The following is a 16,948-nucleotide window of genomic DNA, read 5'->3' as shown; positions in this document are numbered from 1 at the left end:
TTTTTGTTCTAACGATATAACCGCGCGATGGCCGGCGCGCTGCAATGCACGTGAAGGCGCGGCCGATAAGCATATGGCGAACCATTGGTTGGGCCCGCACCGCATGGCGCTTATGATGGATTCGTCTCCTCCATGGCATCTCCTTCGACATGGGACTCGGCCTCGCTACATCGGTGGCGAGGCCTTTTTTTGCGGGTTTTTCGCGATTTTTGCCGCTGTTCCCGCGCGCCCGGTCGCGGGGCGCGGCCGCTTCACGGTGACGCCGTTTTTCGCATGCTACGATGGCCCGGTCAATGACCGGCGAGATCGAGCAAAGCATGGCAACCCTGTACGACACGCTCGGCGTGCATGCGCACGCCAGCGACGAAGAAATCAAGCGGGCCTACCGGAAAGCCGCGATGAAGTGGCATCCCGACCGCAATCATGGCGCCGAAGACACGGCGCGCGCCGCGTTCCAGGAGATCAAGGACGCGTACGCGATTCTTTCCGACGCCGAACAGCGCAAGGTCTACGACGCCGTTTACGCCGAGCAGATGCGCGCGTTCGAAGCGCAGCTTGCGCGCCGTCAACGGGCCCAGGCGAAGTGCGAAGCGGCGGCGCGCGCGGCCGACGAAGCGGCGTACGCAGAGATGGTGTCGCTCGCGATGCGCTTCGCCGACGAAGGGCACAATCGCGACGTGCTGTTCGGCGTGTTGCTCGGCCGTCAATGCGAGCCGCAGCGTGCCGCGCAGATTGCGGACAGCGTGGCTGCGTTGCAGACGGCGCGCAGAGAGGAAGCGCAAGCCGCGCAAAAAACGAAAGATGCGAAGAAGCAGGCGAAAGCGGCCGCGCAGAGCGCGCGCACGAAGGCCGAAGCTGGCGCAGACGATTCACCTGAAGCCACGGCGGAGACCGGCACAGCGCAGACGAATCAGGCCACCGATCACGACGCGCATCGATCCGGCGGCGCAGATCACTCAGGCGACGCGCAGCACGATGCGAGACAGGATGTGAAGCACGACGAACCCGCGAGCGGGATACACCCAGCCAGCACGCTCAGCAATCTCTGGTTGCAGTTTCTGCACGGCCTGCGCTTCTGAACGACGCATCGCGCCGGTGCGGTACGATGGCGCGAGTGCCGCGTGATTCATCGAATATTGACAGGATAATGTAAGACGTATCGCTCACTGGTACACTGCGCAATGTTTGGCAGTGCGTTGTGCTCAGTGCCCGTGAATCGATGCCAGTACGAATTCCCGTGGCGCAAAAAGTGGAGACGCCGTCGTGTCACGGGGGCGCAAGACAGGGGCGGCAAAATGCCGCTCAGGGGCCAATAGAAAACATGGGTACGGGATCGGCGTGACCAGAAAATATAAGGTGCTGTTTCTTTGTCGGGACAATTCGATTCGCGGCATCATTGCCGAAGCTTTACTGCGAGAACTGGCGGGACACCGGTTCGAAGCATTCAGCGCGGGCCCCGAGCCGGCTGCGCGAATTCATCCGCTGGCGCTGGCGCAATTGCGGCCCGGCATTTCCGGGCGCGCGATGCTGAGTCCGAAAAGCTGGCTCGAATTCACTGGAGAATGGGCGCCGCGCATGGATGTCGTGATCGCGCTCGACGCTTCGGTCAGCGGACTTCATGCGCCGGTATTTCCCGGCGAGCCGTTATTTCTCGACTGGGCGATCGCCGATCCGCTCGCGGGCGGCAACGTATCCGATGACGAGCAGGCGCGTCTTTTCGACAAGACGTTCTGGCAGATCGTGCGGCAGGTGAGCGCTTTTATCGAATTGCCGCAATATGCGCAGCATGCCGCGAATGTTGCGCACGATGCAAATGGAACGAGTGGCGGCACAAAAACGGTGCGCGGCGCGGCGGCGCATTTCGAAGCCGGCGCAATTTCAATCGTGCCCTGAGGCAAGCAGGGCGGCCAGGCTTCAACGGCCTTGCTGGCGCGCGAGCGGCGTTCCGGCAAACGGATCTTTCGACCAGTCCACCTGTTTTTTCGGCTGGGGCGTGGGCACCGGCTTTGGCGACAATTCGAAGTGTTCGATACTTTGCCCGGCACTAATGGCCTGCTTGAGCCATTGCGGCATTTCGCCGTTGCCGTCCCAACTGTCTCCGGTCGCACTGCGATAGCGCTCGGCCTGTTTCGCCATCGACTCGGAGGCGAGTGCGGCGGCGAGGTCTTCCGGTTTGATGCCAAACTCGTCCATACGATGGCGGAGATACGCAATCATGCTATCTCGCTTCCTTTCGTCCATAAGATATTCGTCCTTCTAAAACGTCCGGCGTTCTGTCGGTACAGATAGCAGGCAATAGCTGCGAAGCATCGAGCCCAATGAAGAGGGCCGGCCCGCGGTGGGGTTGTTGATTGAAGGGAATGCCACGAGCCGCGTTAAAAAACGTTGCTCCCTGAATTGCAATACGACGGCCTATGCCGAAGACGGTCGCGTGAAAAATCGACCGTCAAACCCGGTGTTTCGATCAGAAAATATTTCAGCATGTCGCAGCGCGGCAAACGGGGCCGGTAGGCCCGGTGTCCGCGATGAAAAAACCTTGTCTCGACGCATTGAGTGCGAATGGCTGGGATCAATTCCACGCTTTCCGTCTTTCACCGGACTTTCGCCGATGCACGGCCGCCGCTTTTTGTGCGTTATGACGACATCATAACGCAATGCGCGCGCAAGGCACGTTTTGTCTGCACGGATTTTATCGGCAAATGCGGTTTATCGAACGGTGTGGACATTTGACCACATCGACGGAACCGCCTCGATTGAATTCCCTCTCGTTCGAACTATAAAAGAACTACAGAAACTGCGGAACGCAGACTTGCTGCCGCTCTTGCGGCGGCCGATTCCGGCGACGCGCGAATGCGTGTCCGACGTCGGTTGCAAGTGTGGCAATTCTTCACCCGTTTAGTTCGATGACCCGTCGCAGCAGTGGCGCATTGGCATCGACCCGTTCCTCGGCCCGCTTGGGCGGCCGGCTTTTTGCGGATCAATTCTTGTGGAGGACGAAAGCTGCTGCGCCGGATGCAAGGAGTCCGGAAATGAAAGTACGCGTATTGATGGTTGCCGCCTGCACCGTGCTGTTTCTCGCACCGAGAACGGCCCATGCGGCGCAACCGGGTGAGCAGCCGGGGTCCGGCATGTCGGGCCACGAACTGATGCAGCAGAACGCGAACGAATCGGCGCAGGCCACCACCGACATGTCGTTCGGCCGTGGCTGGCAGCCGAGGCAGGAAGCGCAGACGGTGCGCAATGTGTCTTATGGCGGCGCGTCGGAGGGGCAATCGGAAGCGGGCGGCGGTCGCTCATGTGCTTCCGGGGCGCCCTGCAAGGTCTATGTCGGGCAGTGAAGGTCGGCGAGCGGCTCGGCGTGCGGTTGGCGAATCATTGACGACGAGCGGTGCGGAAACGCGGTGCCGCGAAACGATGCGTTTTTAATGCAGCGGTTTTTAAATGCATCTTCAGCGACGAGTGCGGAGCGGCACCGCTTCGCTCATCTTTCACGCGAGGGCCATGTCGCGCGTCGGGTAGGCGGGGTCGCCGAGGCGCGCGACGATATCGTCGTAACCGCGCGCCGTTTCATTCGTTTCCGGGATGTCGTTATAGCCGCGGAATTCGTCGAGCAACGCGCGCCACGAGCCGTGCCAGCGCGTTTCCCGCAGACACGCGCCGGATGGATCGGCAATCCGCAGCACGCCGTTGTCCGGGTAGAAAGTCAGCGTGACGAGCCGGCCGTCGATCACGCAGGCGGCGGTGCAGGGGCGGGCGGTAATCATGTGCAATGTCCTTTGAATAAGTGTTGTGCCGGATGCCGACGCGGGCAGCAAGCGCGATGCCCGGGTTCGCAGTTCCATGCGCGATGCTTGACGGCAATTCCGTCGGACCGATAAAGCGGTACTCGCAGTATTCCAATGATTGACGACAATTTTTTGTATCTGGCGATGCGCAATCGATGATTCCCTTACGATGCCTATCATTAAGGGTTTTCACGTATCCCGGCAACGCGGAGCAGGAGCCGTGCCGCCGCGCATCGAAGCTCAACGAATGACTCGTTTCGCATCGTCATGCGAACAATCGGTCGATCGATATCGAGGCAGCATCCGGATTGACGAAAATCTTCACGAAAATTTGCAGAGATGATGCATTCGATAATGCGTGTATTGCGATGTTGCGTGACTCGCCTTGCCATTCTTTTACGCGTTTGTTAGCATCACCTGACAGTTTGAAATAGTCATAACGTTGTCGATTCATTGCCAATTTTTATTGGCAACTTCCTGGCCCGGATCAATCGGGCCGTGCTGTGATCGTGCAGTCATCGATATCCTCGCGAGGAAGATGTTATGGCTCGTCGCCGACCCAGCCGCTGACGCCCACACGAGCGCGTGCCTGAAGCCGCACGGCTCGTCGCGCGCCGTGATCCGGAAGAAGTCCGCTTATTCGCTGCATGGGCAAAAGCGCGGCGGCGTTACGCGATTTTTTCGTCTCGCGAATAAAGGCAACGCGTTGTTCACTTTATTGCATTGTGTTTCGCGCGTCACGATTCACGGTTTCTTTTCCACATCGTTGTTTTTGTCCGCCCGTTTTTTCGAGTGCGGGTGCGTAGCACGTCATCGGTAATAACGAGTTTTTCCTATACCAACGACGCAATCAAAAGGAGAGTTGCATGGCTTGCAATACACCGGGTTCGGGATGGGGGCGCGTGACAGCGCTGACGATCGCACTGGCGGTGCTGGCCGCGACGGCGGGGCCCGCGCTCGCGCAGCAAAACGCGCCGGCGGCCGCGCCGCAGGCGGTCGGCGCGGCCGCGCTGCTGCATGTCGAGGCGCGAGTCGTCGCGATCGATCCGGCGACGAATAGCGTAACGCTGCGCGGTCCGCGAGGCGGCGAAGACACGTTCGAGGTGAACCCGCAGGCAGCCGACGTCAGCAAGCTGCATATCGGCGATATCGTGACGATCGCCTACAAGAAGGCAGTGCTGATCGGCGTCGACAGGCTCGCGCCGAACGGCATCCGCAAGCGTGTCGATACCGAAGTCACGCAGCCGGCGGCCAACGGTGTCGTTGCGTCGGCGCGGCGCATCGAGGTCGTGGCGACGGTGCGCAAGATCGATCACAAGAACCGCACGATCACGCTGCGCGGCCCGACGCGCATGGAAACGCTCGACGTGTCGCCCGACGTCGCGCTGGATCAGATCAAGGTCGGCGACTCGGTGCACGCGGTGTTCGTTGCGGCGGTGGCCGCGTCGGTGTCGCGAGGCGGCACCGAGGTAAGGTAACGCAGCGTGATCCGCGTCATAGGCGCGGATGCGTGTTGAAGCGCATCATGGATGGGCGGCGGTGTCTTTCGATATGAAGCTCGCCGCCGCATCCGGATCGATTGCAACGCGCGAAGGAGCATCGAATGGAACGGAACGAATCGCAGCCTAACGGAGACGCCGAGCGCAGAAAGCTCATCAGCAGCAAGATTCACGTCGGCCTCGCGGCGTTCGGCACGTTATCGTCAATCGCGGGAATCGGCGTGGTCATCATCGGCGGCATCAATTTCGACCGGACGCGGGTACTGGTCGGCGTCGGCATTATCGTCGTGTCGACGATTCTTTATATTTCGATGCTTTTTGTCGACGCGGATTAGCGGTGGCGGGACATTGCTTTTGCAGGATTACGCCATCGCCTCGCCTCGCCTTGCATCGCCTCGCGGCCGGCGAGTATGAAGTACTCGCGAAGTGTTCGTGAAGTACGCGCGGCCCACCCCGATTCACTTTTGCTATCGCCCTCTCCAATACTCGAATTGTTGGCGCATCGCAGCGCCCGTATATTGAGCTGATTAAGTGACCTGACTGAGTGACTCAGCCGGGTGACCTCACCGAAGCGTCGGCACGAACAAGGCGCATAGCAGCGATACAACAACTCGATGGCATGCTGCCCAAGCGTGCCCACAGGAGCATGGCAATGAATCGGATCGATCTGGAGAGGCGCGCGGTCGTCATCACGGGCGGCGCGCGTGGCATCGGTTATGCGGTGGCGCAGCGGGCGTTGCGCTCGGGCGCGTCGGTGGCGTTGTGGGATCTCGACGGCGAGCGTCTCGCGCGCAGCCAGCGCGAACTGGCCGAACTCGGCAAAGTCAGCGCCGTCACGGTCGAATTGACCAACGAAGCCGCGGTCCAGAAAGCGACGGAACAGACCGTCGCCGAACACGGCTCGATCGACGTGCTGATCAATTGCGCGGGCATCACCGGCGGCAACGGCACGACCTGGGAGCTCGAGCCCGAGGTGTGGCGCCGCGTGATCGACGTGAACCTGATCGGCCCCTATCTGACCTGCCGCGCGGTCGTGCCGCATATGCTCAGGCAGGGCTATGGCCGCATCGTCAATATCGCGTCGATAGCGGGCAAGGAAGGCAATCCGAATGCCTCGCACTACAGCGCATCCAAGGCCGGCTTGATCGGCCTGACCAAGTCGCTCGGCAAGGAACTCGCGACGAAAAACATCCTCGTCAATGCGGTTACGCCGGCTGCGGCGAAGACCGAGATCTTCGATTCGATGTCGCAGCAGCATATCGACTACATGCTCTCGAAGATTCCGATGAACCGGTTTCTGCTGCCGGAAGAAGCGGCCTCGCTAATCCTCTGGCTGTCTTCGGAAGATTGCGCGTTCAGCACCGGCTCGGTGTTCGATCTGTCGGGTGGCCGCGCCACTTATTGAGCGCGCATCGCGCCCGCCTGAAACGCGCATCGCACACGCATTGACGATGCCCTGACGCATCCCACACGGAGTCCCTTCATGGCCATGCCTACCATCCGGCACGTGCGTGCCTTCATCGTTCGCGGCGGCGGTGCGGACTATCACGATCAAGCCGGCGGACACTGGATCGACGACCACATCGCGACACCCATGGCGCGTTATCCCGAGTACCGGCAAAGCCGCCAGTCGTTCGGCATCAACGTGCTCGGCACGCTGGTCGTCGAGATCGAGGCGAGCGACGGCACGGTCGGCTTCGCGGTGACGACCGGCGGCGAGATCGGCGCGTTTATCGTCGAGAAGCATCTCGCGCGCTTTCTCGAAGGACAGCTCGTGACCGACATCGAGAAGATGTGGGATCAGATGTACTTCGCGACGCTCTATTACGGACGCAAGGGCATCGTGCTCAACACGATTTCCGGCGTCGATCTCGCCCTGTGGGACCTGCTCGCGAAGGTGCGCAAGGAGCCCGTATATCAGCTATTGGGCGGTCCGGTGCGCGACGAACTGGTGTTCTATGCGACCGGCGCGCGGCCCGATCTCGCGAAGAACATGGGCTTTATCGGCGGCAAGCTGCCGTTGCAGCACGGTCCCGCCGAGGGCGAAGCGGGGCTGAAGCAGAACCTCGAAAAACTTGCCGACATGCGTTCGCGCGTCGGCGACGACTTCTGGCTCATGTACGACTGCTGGATGAGTCTCGACGTGCGTTATGCGACGCGGCTCGCGCAGGGCGCGCACGAATACGGCCTCAAATGGGTCGAGGAGTGTCTTCCACCTGACGATTACTGGGGTTACGCCGAACTGCGCCGCAACGTGCCGCGCGGCATGATGGTGTCGACCGGAGAACACGAGGCGACGCGCTGGGGCTTTCGCATGCTGCTCGAGATGCAGTGCTGCGATCTGATCCAGCCGGACGTGGGCTGGTGCGGCGGCATTACCGAGTTGATCAAGATTTCCGCGCTCGCCGATGCGCACAACGTGATGGTGGTGCCGCATGGTTCGTCGGTGTACAGCTATCACTTCGTCGTCACGCGGCACAACTCGCCGTTCTCCGAGTTCCTGATGATGGCGCCGAAGGCCGACGAAGTCGTGCCGATGTTCAACCCGTTGCTGCTCGACGAGCCCGTGCCCGTGAATGGCCGGATGAAGGTGCCGGACACGCCGGGCTTCGGCGTGCGGCTTAATCCGGAATGCGCGCTGGTGCGGCCTTATCCACGCTGAGCACGTTGGGCGCATTACGCCTGCCCCAAACGACGAATCGAAGCAAAGGAGAATGACGTGCTGCTCAAGGACAAAGCGGTGATCGTCACCGGCGGCTCGCGTGGCATCGGCCGCGCGATCGCGGTGGCCTGCGCCCGCGAAGGCGCGGACGTGGCGATCAACTACTGGGGCGATAACGACGCATCGTATGGCCGCCGCTCCGCCGTCGCGGAAGTGGTCGACGAAATCGAGGCGCTAGGGCGGCGCGTGATCGCGGTGGAGGGCAACGTCGCCGAGCGCGACACGGGCCAGCAACTGGTGCGCCGCACGGTCGACGCATTCGGCAAGGTCGACGTGCTCGCGAGCAATGCCGGCATCTGCCCGTTTCACGCGTTTCTCGACATGACGCCCGAGGTGCTCGAAGCGACGGTCGCGGTCAATCTGAACGGCGCGTTTTATGTCACGCAGGCCGCCGCGCAGCAGATGAAAAAGCAGGGCACGGGCGGTGCGATCGTCGCGACGAGTTCGATCAGCGCGCTGGTGGGCGGCGCGATGCAGACGCATTACACACCGACCAAGGCCGGCGTGCATTCGCTGATGCAGTCGTGCGCGATTGCGCTTGGACCGTTCGGCATCCGTTGCAATTCGGTGATGCCCGGTACGATCGCAACCGACCTCAACGCGGAAGACCTTGCCGATGAAGCGAAGAAAGCCTACTTCGAGAAGCGCATTCCGCTTGGTCGCCTGGGGCGCCCTGAAGACGTCGCCGATTGCGTGGTGTTTCTCGCCTCGGACCGCGCGCGCTATGTGACGGGCGCGGCGCTGCTCGTCGATGGCGGCCTGTTCGTCAATTTGCAATAAGCGCGCGAGTCGAGCGCAATAGCCATGCTTGCGTCAATTCACCGTGGCGGGCGTAATGGGTGTATCGGCCGCGTTGCCGACGGACACGCCTTCGTCACGCGCGAGCTTGCGCGAGAAACCGCGCAGCAGTTCGATGAAACGCAGCGCCGGTTCGGCGAGCGGTTCTTCCTTGCGTGTGAGAATGCCGAAGCCCGCGAGGCTCTTGCCGATTTCGAGCGGCAACGCGACGAGCAGGCCGCCGCGCACATGATCGCGCACGACCGACTCCGGCAGCATCGCCACCGCATCGTAGTTTTCGAGCAATTGCAGCGTCGCGAAGATCGACGCGCATTCGGTCAGATTGACCGGCGTCGCGAGCCCTTCACGCGCGAGTTCTTCCTCGAACAACACGCGCGCCGGACTCGTGACCGGCTGCGCGACCCACGGCCAGTCGACCAGTTCGCGCAGCGTAATGCGCGCGCGGCGCGCGAGCGGATGCACGGCGCGCACGACGAGCAGCAGCGTTTCGCGCGCGAGCGGCTCGAAACTGAAGTCGTTGTGCTGCAGAGGATTCGTAAGACGCCCGAGTGCGAGGTCTATTTCGCGGCGATGCAGCAATTGCACGACCTGGTCGCTTGTTTCGCCGAGAATGCGCACGTTGAGCAGCGGGCTTTCGGTCTTCAGCACGGCCACCGACATCGCCAGCAGATCGGGCGCGGCGCCCATGATCGCGCCAACGGTCAATTGCCCGTGACCGCCGCGCCGTTTGACGTCGAGGTCTTCGGCGAAGCGCGTGAGTTCGGCGAGCGCGCGCCGCGCGTAGGCGAGCGTGACGACGCCGAGCGGCGTGGGCGTCATGCCGCGCGCGTTGCGCTCGAAGAGCAGGAAGCCGAACGCTTCCTCGATATCGCCGAGCATGCGGCTCGCGCTAGGCTGGGCAACGTTGACGGCCTCGGCGGCCTGATGGAGATTGCGGGTGTCGTCGAGTGCGACGAGCAGGGCGAGGTGTTTGAACTTGAGCCGGTTGACGAGTGAGACGGCGGCTGAATGTTGGCTCATGGTTCCGGTGCGATTCGGTTTGTGGATCGCCCAATCCCAACAACGGATTGAGATGCTATCGACGCTGGAATTATAGTCGTTCCATACGCTTCCCCGAGAAAGCGACGAACCGCAAGCATCGTGTAGGGTGGAGACAGGCCGCAATGGAGACAATCGCTTTCCGGATGGTGCTCAACCCCGGCATGCGCGAGGAATACGAACGGCGTCACGCGCAGATCTGGCCCGAGCTGGTTGACGCGCTGCACCACGCCGGCGTGCGCGACTACAGGATTTTCTTCGATCCCGGTTCGCATCATCTTTTCGCCATCCTGACACGCACGAGCGAGCACACGATGGACCAGTTGCCGCAACTCGCGATCATGCGCAAATGGTGGGATTACATGGCCGACATCATGCGAACCGAGTCCGATCACACACCGTTTCAGCAGAGGCTCGAACCGGTTTTTCAGCTCGGCGGTTGAGTACCGCCGGGTGCCGGTGACTATGACCGGGCACCGCAGGAACGAATCTCTCGAACGAGCCTCGAAACGCTTTTCACTCGACGAAGGTGCCGCATGCAGGTTGTCGATTCGCATATTCATCTGTGGGACCTGAAGACGCATCGCTACCCGTGGCTCGACAATCCGGGCGTGTCGTTCGTCGGCGACGCGCGTGATCTGAAGCACGACTATCTGCTCGATGATCTGCTTGGCGAAGCGGGCGAGATCGAAGTGCTCAAACTCGTGCACGTCGAGGCGAATCACGATCCCGCCGATCCGGTCGAAGAAACGCGCTGGCTTCAGTCGATTGCCGATCGCAAGGAATCGCGCGGCATGCCGAATGCGATTGTCGCTGCCGTCGATCTGTCCGCGGCGAACGCACCCGCGCTGCTCGAAGCGCATGCGTCGTTTGCGAATACGCGCGGCATTCGGCAGATTCTCAACGTGCACGACAACAGGCTGTTCGATTACGTCGGCCGCCACTTCATGCGCGAGCCGCAATGGCGCGAGCATTTCGCGCTGCTGCGCCGGCATGATCTGTCGTTCGATCTGCAACTGTATCCGTCTCAAATGGAAGAGGCCGCCGCACTGGCACGCGAGCATGCCGACACGCTTTTTATCGTCAACCATGCAGGCATGTTCGTCGACCGCAATAGCGTGGCCGGTTATCGCGCGTGGCGCGAGGGCATGCGTAGGCTCGCGGCTTGCCCGAACGTCGCGGTGAAGATCAGCGGCCTCGCGATGTTCGATCACCGCTGGACCGTCGAAAGCCTGCGGCCTTATGTGCTCGAAACGATCGATACGTTCGGCGTCGAGCGCACGATGTTCGCGTCGAACTTTCCCGTCGACCGGCTGTTCGGTTCGTATACGGAGTGGTGGAGCGCGTATGCGGCGATCGTCGCCGATGCGAGCGAGGCTGAAAAGAACGCGCTGTTTCGCGGCAATGCGGAACGTTGCTATCGCATTTGACGCGGTACAAACGAGGCACGGAAAGAACGCAGAAAAAACATAGAAAGAACGCAGAAGCAGCGAGGCGGCAATGCGGAAGAATCCGCAAAAAAACCCGCTGAAAACCCCGGCGAAAAAAGACTCAGGAGACAGGCAGTGCAGCAATCCTCATCCGCCGTGCCGCGACTCGAATTACGGCATGCGAGCAAATCATTCGGCCGCGTGCGCGCGCTGGCCGACGGCGACCTCGTGCTGTGGCCCGGCGAAGTGCATGCGCTGCTCGGCGAGAACGGCGCGGGCAAGTCGACGCTCGTGAAGATACTGGCCGGCGTGCATCAGCCCGATGCCGGCGAACTGCTCGTGAACGGCGCGCCGCGCCGCTTTGCAACGCCCGCCGAAGCGCGCGATGCCGGGCTCGCGGTCATCTATCAGGAACCGACGCTGTTCTTCGATCTGTCGATCGCGGAAAACATCTTCATGGGCCGGCAGCCGGTCGACCGCTTCGGCCGCATCCAGTACGAGGCGATGCATCGCGAAGTGGACGAGCTGCTCGCATCGCTCGGCGTCGAGTTGCGCGCCGATCAACTCGTGCGCGGTCTGTCGATTGCGGATCAGCAGGTGATCGAAATCGCGAAGGCGTTGTCGCTGAACGCGAGCGTGCTGATCATGGACGAGCCGACCGCCGCGTTGTCGCTGCCCGAAGTCGAGCGCCTCTTTGCGATCGTGCGCAAGCTGCGCGAACGCGATGTGGCGATCCTCTTTATCACGCATCGGCTCGACGAAGTGTTCGCGCTCACGCAGCGCGTGACGATCATGCGCGACGGCGCGAAAGTGTTCGACGCCTTGACCGCCGATCTGACGACCGACGCGATCGTCGCGAAGATGGTCGGCCGCGATCTGGAAACGCTTTATCCGAAAGCCGATTGCGCGCCGGGCGAGGTGCGGCTGTCGGTGCGCGGGCTGACGCGCATCGGCGTGTTCAAGGACATTTCGTTCGAGGTGCGCGCGGGCGAGATCGTCGCGCTCGCGGGTCTCGTCGGCGCGGGGCGCAGCGAGGTCGCGCGCGCGATCTTCGGTATCGATCCGCTCGACGCCGGCGAAGTGTGGCTCGCGGGCCGGCGCCTCGAAACCGGCAAGCCGGCCGCCGCGGTGCGCGCGGGACTCGCGCTCGTGCCGGAAGACCGCCGCCAGCAAGGGCTCGCCCTGGAACTCAGCATCGCGCGCAATGCCTCGCTGACGGTGCTCGGCCGGCTCGTGCGCCACGGCCTGATTTCGACGCGCAGCGAGACGGAACTCGCGAACCGATGGGGCACGCGCCTGCGCCTGAAAGCGGGCGATCCGCATGCGCCGGTCGGCACGCTGTCGGGCGGCAATCAGCAGAAGGTCGTGCTCGGCAAGTGGCTCGCGACCGGTCCGAAAGTGCTGATCATCGACGAGCCGACGCGCGGCATCGACGTCGGCGCCAAAGCCGAGGTGTACGGCGCGCTCGCCGAACTCGTGCGCGACGGCATGGCCGTGCTGATGATTTCGAGCGAGTTGCCCGAAGTGCTCGGCATGGCCGATCGCGTGCTCGTGATGCACGAAGGGCGCATCAGCGCCGAGATCGCGCGCGCCGACGCGAACGAGGAGCGCATCATGGGCGCCGCGCTCGGTCAGGGTCTTTCACCATTGGGACGTGCGGCATGATGCGCCATTCGACTCATCCCGCGCCGGTCCGGCCGTCGCTGCCGAAACGCTCGTCGGGCGCATCGGGCGGCCTCGTCGCAAGCATCGCGAGAAGCCGCGAAACCACCTTGTTCGTCGTCCTGATCCTGCTGATCGTCGGCACCGGGCTCGCCAGGCCGCAGTTCCTCAATCTGCAGAATCTGCGCGACGTGCTGCTCAACGTGTCGATCATCAGTCTGCTGACGGCCGGCATGACCGTCGTGATCCTGATGCGGCATATCGATCTGTCGGTCGGCTCGACGGTCGGCGTCAGCGCATATGCGGTCGGCAGTCTCTACGTCGCGTTTCCGCATATGCCGGTGCTCGTTGCGCTCGCGGCGGGGCTCGCGATCGGTCTCGTCGCGGGTGGCATCAACGCGCTACTGGTCGCGGTGGGACGCGTGCCGTCGCTCGTCGCGACGCTCTCCACGCTCTACATCTTTCGCGGCGCCGACTACGCGTGGGTGCATGGCGGCCAGATCAACGCGACCAGTCTGCCCGACGCGTATTCGCGGCTCGCCACCGGCACGCTGCTCGGCATCCCGACGCTCGCGCTGATCGCGGCCGTCGTGCTCGCGGGGCTGTCGGTCTATCTGAAGCAGTTTCGCGGCGGCCGCGAGCACTATGCGATCGGCTCGAACCCGGAAGCCGCGCGGCTCGCGGGTGTCAACGTCGAGCGGCGCGTGATGGCGGGCTTTCTGCTGTCCGGCGCAATCGCGGGCTTTGCGGGCGCGTTGTGGCTCGCGCGCTTCGGCACCGTCGATGCGAGCACCGCGAAGGGCATCGAATTGCAGGTCGTGGCGGCGGCGGTGGTCGGCAGCGTCGCGATCACGGGCGGCGTCGGCACGATACTCGGCGCGACGCTTGGCGCGCTCGTGCTCGGCGTCATCAGCATCGCGCTCGTGGTGCTGCACGTATCGCCGTTCTGGGAGCAGGCGATCCAGGGCGCGCTGATCGTCGCCGCGATCGCCGCCGATACCTTGCTGGCCCGCTCCGTCGCCAAACGCATGATGAGGAAACGCGATCATGGCTAAACCCGATTCCGCGCTGCTCACGCGCAAACGCGAAACGCCGCTGCAATGGGAAGCCTTGCTCGTGCTCGTGCTGATTGCGTCGCTCGGGCTCGGGCGCTGGCTCTCGCCGGTGTTTCTGACGGGCGCGAACCTGAGCAACGTGCTCGCCGATCTGACCGAGATCGCGTTGATGGCGCTGCCGATGACGCTCATCATCGTCGCGGCTGAAATCGATCTTTCCGTTGCATCGGTGCTCGGCGCCTCCAGCGCCTTGATGGGCGTGCTGTGGCATATGGGTTTGCCGATGCCGGTCGTGATCGTGCTCGTATTGATCGCCGGGGCATTGGCCGGGCTGCTCAACGGTCTCGTGATCGTCAGGCTGAACCTGCCTTCGCTCGCGGTCACGATCGGCACGCTCGCCTTGTTTCGCGGCCTCGCGTATGTGCTGCTCGGCGACCAGGCGGTCGCCGATTTTCCCGCGGGTTATACGGCGTTCGGCATGGACACGCTCGGCGCGAGCTTTATTCCGTTGCCGTTCGTCATCGTGATCGTCGCGGCCGTGCTGTTCACGGTGCTGCTGCAAGCCACCGCGTTCGGCCGCAGCCTCTATGCGATCGGTGCGAATCCGACTGCCGCCGCGTTCTCCGGCATCGAGGTCGCGAAGATCCGGCTGCGTCTCTTTGTGCTGTCGGGGCTCGTCAGCGCGCTGGCCGGCATCGTCTATACGCTGCGTTTTACGAGCGCGCGCGGCGATAACGGCGAGGGCTTCGAGCTGTCGGTGATCGCGGCGGTGCTGTTCGGCGGCGTCAGCATTTTCGGCGGACGCGGCTCGATGGTCGGCGTGCTGCTGTCGCTGCTGATTATCGGCGTGCTGAAAAACGCGCTGACGCTCGACGACGTTTCGAGCGAAACGCTGACCATCGTGACCGGCGTGCTGCTGCTCGCATCGGTGCTGATACCGAACCTCGTCGCGCGTTGGCGTGCGGCGCGCGACCGGCGCTTCATCGCGAAGTCCGCGGCTGCATCCACTGCTGAGGCTGCTTCGGCTTCTTCGGTTTCCTGATAGTGCCCGTATTTCCGTAGTCCCAACGACCGATAACCCGGGTCTTCCGATGCCCGACAACAACGCAGGAGACACTTCATGTTCAAACCTCTACGTCACACCGGTATGGCTGCGCTGTGCGCCGCGTTGCTCGCGGTCAGTTGCAGCGGCGCATGGGCCGCGGACCTCAAAAGCGGCCTGAAAATCGCGTTTCTGCCGAAGCAGATCAACAACCCCTATGAAGTGATCGCCGACGATGGCGGCATGGCCGCGATCAAGGAGTTCGGCGGCGTGGGCAAGGTGGTGGGACCGTCGGATGCGGGCGCGTCGTCGCAGGTTTCGTACATCAACACGCTGATTACGCAGCATCAGGATGCGATCGTGATTGCCGCGAACGATGCGAACGCGGTCGTGCCGTATCTGAAGAAGGCGATGGGCCAGGGCATCAAGGTCGTCACGTTCGATTCCGACACCGCGCCCGAGGGCCGGCAACTGTTCGTGAATCAGGCGAACGCGGAAGGCATCGGCCGGGGCCAGGTGCAACTCGTATCGAAGCTGATGGGCGGCGAGGGCGAGTTCGCGATTCTGTCGGCCACGCCGAACGCGACCAATCAGAACACCTGGATCAAGTGGATGCAGGAAGAACTGAAGAAGCCCGAGTACGCGAAGATCAAGCTCGTGAAGATCGCCTACGGCAACGACGACGATCAGAAGTCGTTCGTCGAAACCCAGGGTCTGTTGCAGGCGTATCCGAACCTGAAGGCGATCGTCGCGCCGACCACGGTCGGAATCGCGGCGGCGGCGCGCTATATCTCGTCGTCGTCGAGCAAGGGCAAGGTGGCCGTGACGGGCCTCGGGACACCTAACCAGATGCGCGCGTTCGTGAAGAACGGTACCGTGCAGGCGTTCCAGTTGTGGGACCCGAACCAGCTCGGCTACCTCGCCGCCTATGCGGCGGCCGCGCTCGCGTCGGGCAAGATCACCGGCAAGGAAGGCGAATCGTTCGATGCCGGCAAGCTCGGCAAGCGCACGGTCGGTGCGCACGGCGAAATCATCCTCGGACCGCCGACCACGTTCGACGCGAGCAATATCGACAACTTCAATTTCTAGGTTCGGTGTTGGCAGGCTCTCTATTCGGCGCGTAGGGTGGCTACGCGCCAGCGGCGGGCATCGACCGGATTCGAGGCGCACGGCCTGTCCGGGTACGGTCTGTTAAAGCGGCACGTCACGCTGCATTGCGGTCTGAACTGCACGTGGACGGCCGCGTTCGAACCGGGAGGCTGGGTGGCCTGAAGCGCTGGCTTTACTGAAGCCCTCGAAGCCAGCGCGTATAACTGCGTGGCGAAAACACCAGCGTCAACGCGATCATCGCGGCGATGCAGCCGGCGAGCATGATCCACGCGGCAACGAAGCCGCCGCTCCAGCCGCGCACGATGCCGGCCACGAGCGGCGCGAGCGCCGCGACGATAAAACCGACACCCTGCGTGAATGCGACCAGTTGACCGGCCACGCGATGATCGGCCGAGTGGTCCATCGCCGTGACGAGCGTCAGCGAAAACACGCCGCCGAGTCCCGCGCCGGCCATGCCGACCCACAACAGCGGTGAGCCGTCGGGCCAGAAGATCAGGCCCAGCACGCCGGCCAGTTGCGCGGAGAGACCGAGCGCGAGCCACGGCCGGCGGTCGCGGAACGGCGCCGCGGCGAGCGGCAGCAGCAAAGCCGAGATGGCCTGAAACAGCGTCATCGCCGCGAGCAGTGAGCCGCTTGCCTCGACACTCGCGCCGTGCTGCTGATAGAACGCGGGCAGCCATGCGACGAGACTCGTATAGCCGCCGTTGACGATGCCGAAGTAGAGGCCGAGCGTCCATGCGCGTGGCGTGACCCAGGGCGAGAAGCGTGCGGTGGACGTTGCGGCGGGCTCATGCGCGGCGTGGGGGA

At 63.0% G+C, this 16,948-nt stretch carries 19 protein-coding genes; 15 read left to right on the top strand and 4 right to left on the bottom strand.

What is annotated here, in order from left to right:
• Positions 1–317 precede the first annotated feature (317 nt).
• Together G3N58_RS26145 and G3N58_RS26140 are read left to right on the top strand one after the other, a co-directional pair.
• On the top strand, positions 318–1,079 hold the full coding sequence (locus tag G3N58_RS26145) for a J domain-containing protein (RefSeq protein ID WP_206000579.1): 762 nt from the start codon (positions 318–320) through the stop codon (positions 1,077–1,079).
• Between the two features lie 259 nt (positions 1,080–1,338).
• Positions 1,339–1,893, top strand: coding sequence for an arsenate reductase ArsC (locus tag G3N58_RS26140; RefSeq protein WP_206000578.1), 555 nt, complete (start codon positions 1,339–1,341; stop codon positions 1,891–1,893).
• A gap of 21 nt (positions 1,894–1,914) precedes the next feature.
• Here the strand turns inward: G3N58_RS26140 and G3N58_RS26135 are convergent, their stop codons facing one another.
• Complete coding sequence (locus G3N58_RS26135; protein WP_205989744.1) at positions 1,915–2,241, bottom strand: H-NS family nucleoid-associated regulatory protein; 327 nt, start codon at positions 2,239–2,241, stop codon at positions 1,915–1,917.
• Positions 2,242–2,559: 318 nt separating this feature from the next.
• On the opposite strand from G3N58_RS26135, the gene G3N58_RS26130 reads away from it, so the two are divergent.
• Positions 2,560–2,730 (top strand): hypothetical protein, encoded by a 171-nt coding sequence (locus G3N58_RS26130; protein ID WP_167041477.1) that lies wholly within the window; start codon positions 2,560–2,562, stop codon positions 2,728–2,730.
• Between the two features lie 299 nt (positions 2,731–3,029).
• Positions 3,030–3,338: a hypothetical protein gene (locus G3N58_RS26125; protein WP_167041479.1), complete on the top strand. Its 309-nt coding sequence runs from the start codon at positions 3,030–3,032 to the stop codon at positions 3,336–3,338.
• 150 nt (positions 3,339–3,488) lie between these two features.
• Here G3N58_RS26125 and G3N58_RS26120 read toward each other — a convergent pair whose 3' ends face one another.
• A complete protein-coding gene (locus G3N58_RS26120; RefSeq protein WP_167041482.1) occupies positions 3,489–3,764 on the bottom strand; it encodes a hypothetical protein in 276 nt (91 codons plus the stop codon).
• An 887-nt stretch (positions 3,765–4,651) separates the two neighbouring features.
• On the opposite strand from G3N58_RS26120, the gene G3N58_RS26115 reads away from it, so the two are divergent.
• From G3N58_RS26115 to G3N58_RS26095, 5 genes are all read left to right on the top strand, one after another.
• The gene (locus G3N58_RS26115; RefSeq protein WP_206000577.1) at positions 4,652–5,263 is read left to right on the top strand and encodes a hypothetical protein; all 612 of its coding nucleotides are present in this window, start codon (positions 4,652–4,654) and stop codon (positions 5,261–5,263) included.
• A gap of 125 nt (positions 5,264–5,388) precedes the next feature.
• Positions 5,389–5,619: a hypothetical protein gene (locus G3N58_RS26110; RefSeq protein ID WP_167041489.1), complete on the top strand. Its 231-nt coding sequence runs from the start codon at positions 5,389–5,391 to the stop codon at positions 5,617–5,619.
• A gap of 317 nt (positions 5,620–5,936) precedes the next feature.
• Positions 5,937–6,689 carry an SDR family NAD(P)-dependent oxidoreductase gene (locus G3N58_RS26105; protein WP_206000576.1) on the top strand — a complete coding sequence of 251 codons (753 nt, stop codon included), beginning with the start codon at positions 5,937–5,939 and terminating at the stop codon, positions 6,687–6,689.
• 78 nt (positions 6,690–6,767) lie between these two features.
• Positions 6,768–7,946 carry an L-rhamnonate dehydratase gene (gene rhmD / locus G3N58_RS26100; RefSeq protein ID WP_167283835.1) on the top strand — a complete coding sequence of 393 codons (1,179 nt, stop codon included), beginning with the start codon at positions 6,768–6,770 and terminating at the stop codon, positions 7,944–7,946.
• Between the two features lie 57 nt (positions 7,947–8,003).
• Positions 8,004–8,786, top strand: a complete 783-nt coding sequence (locus G3N58_RS26095; protein ID WP_167041498.1) for an SDR family NAD(P)-dependent oxidoreductase — start codon at positions 8,004–8,006, stop codon at positions 8,784–8,786.
• A gap of 33 nt (positions 8,787–8,819) precedes the next feature.
• Here the strand turns inward: G3N58_RS26095 and G3N58_RS26090 are convergent, their stop codons facing one another.
• Positions 8,820–9,824 carry a LysR family transcriptional regulator gene (locus tag G3N58_RS26090; protein ID WP_206000575.1) on the bottom strand — a complete coding sequence of 335 codons (1,005 nt, stop codon included), beginning with the start codon at positions 9,822–9,824 and terminating at the stop codon, positions 8,820–8,822.
• Positions 9,825–9,967: 143 nt separating this feature from the next.
• On the opposite strand from G3N58_RS26090, the gene G3N58_RS26085 reads away from it, so the two are divergent.
• From G3N58_RS26085 to rhaS, 6 genes are all read left to right on the top strand, one after another.
• A complete protein-coding gene (locus G3N58_RS26085; RefSeq protein WP_167041504.1) occupies positions 9,968–10,285 on the top strand; it encodes an L-rhamnose mutarotase in 318 nt (105 codons plus the stop codon).
• A gap of 93 nt (positions 10,286–10,378) precedes the next feature.
• Positions 10,379–11,272: an amidohydrolase family protein gene (locus G3N58_RS26080; RefSeq protein WP_206000574.1), complete on the top strand. Its 894-nt coding sequence runs from the start codon at positions 10,379–10,381 to the stop codon at positions 11,270–11,272.
• A gap of 135 nt (positions 11,273–11,407) precedes the next feature.
• Complete coding sequence (locus G3N58_RS26075) at positions 11,408–12,937, top strand: sugar ABC transporter ATP-binding protein (protein ID WP_167041510.1); 1,530 nt, start codon at positions 11,408–11,410, stop codon at positions 12,935–12,937.
• Positions 12,934–13,989: an ABC transporter permease gene (locus tag G3N58_RS26070; RefSeq protein WP_167041513.1), complete on the top strand. Its 1,056-nt coding sequence runs from the start codon at positions 12,934–12,936 to the stop codon at positions 13,987–13,989. The genes G3N58_RS26075 and G3N58_RS26070 overlap by 4 nt, the downstream gene beginning before the upstream one ends.
• Positions 13,982–15,031 carry an ABC transporter permease gene (locus G3N58_RS26065; RefSeq protein WP_206000573.1) on the top strand — a complete coding sequence of 350 codons (1,050 nt, stop codon included), beginning with the start codon at positions 13,982–13,984 and terminating at the stop codon, positions 15,029–15,031. The genes G3N58_RS26070 and G3N58_RS26065 overlap by 8 nt, the downstream gene beginning before the upstream one ends.
• A gap of 78 nt (positions 15,032–15,109) precedes the next feature.
• Positions 15,110–16,120: a rhamnose ABC transporter substrate-binding protein gene (gene rhaS / locus G3N58_RS26060; RefSeq protein WP_167041518.1), complete on the top strand. Its 1,011-nt coding sequence runs from the start codon at positions 15,110–15,112 to the stop codon at positions 16,118–16,120.
• Between the two features lie 193 nt (positions 16,121–16,313).
• On the opposite strand, the gene G3N58_RS26055 is transcribed toward rhaS, so the two are convergent.
• Positions 16,314–16,948: MFS transporter (locus tag G3N58_RS26055; RefSeq protein WP_206000572.1), on the bottom strand; the 635-nt coding region annotated here is incomplete at its 5' end.

This window comes from Paraburkholderia sp. Ac-20342, assembly GCF_017104985.1.
Taxonomy (GTDB): domain Bacteria; phylum Pseudomonadota; class Gammaproteobacteria; order Burkholderiales; family Burkholderiaceae; genus Paraburkholderia.
This window is presented reverse-complemented; position numbering and strand designations above follow the sequence as displayed.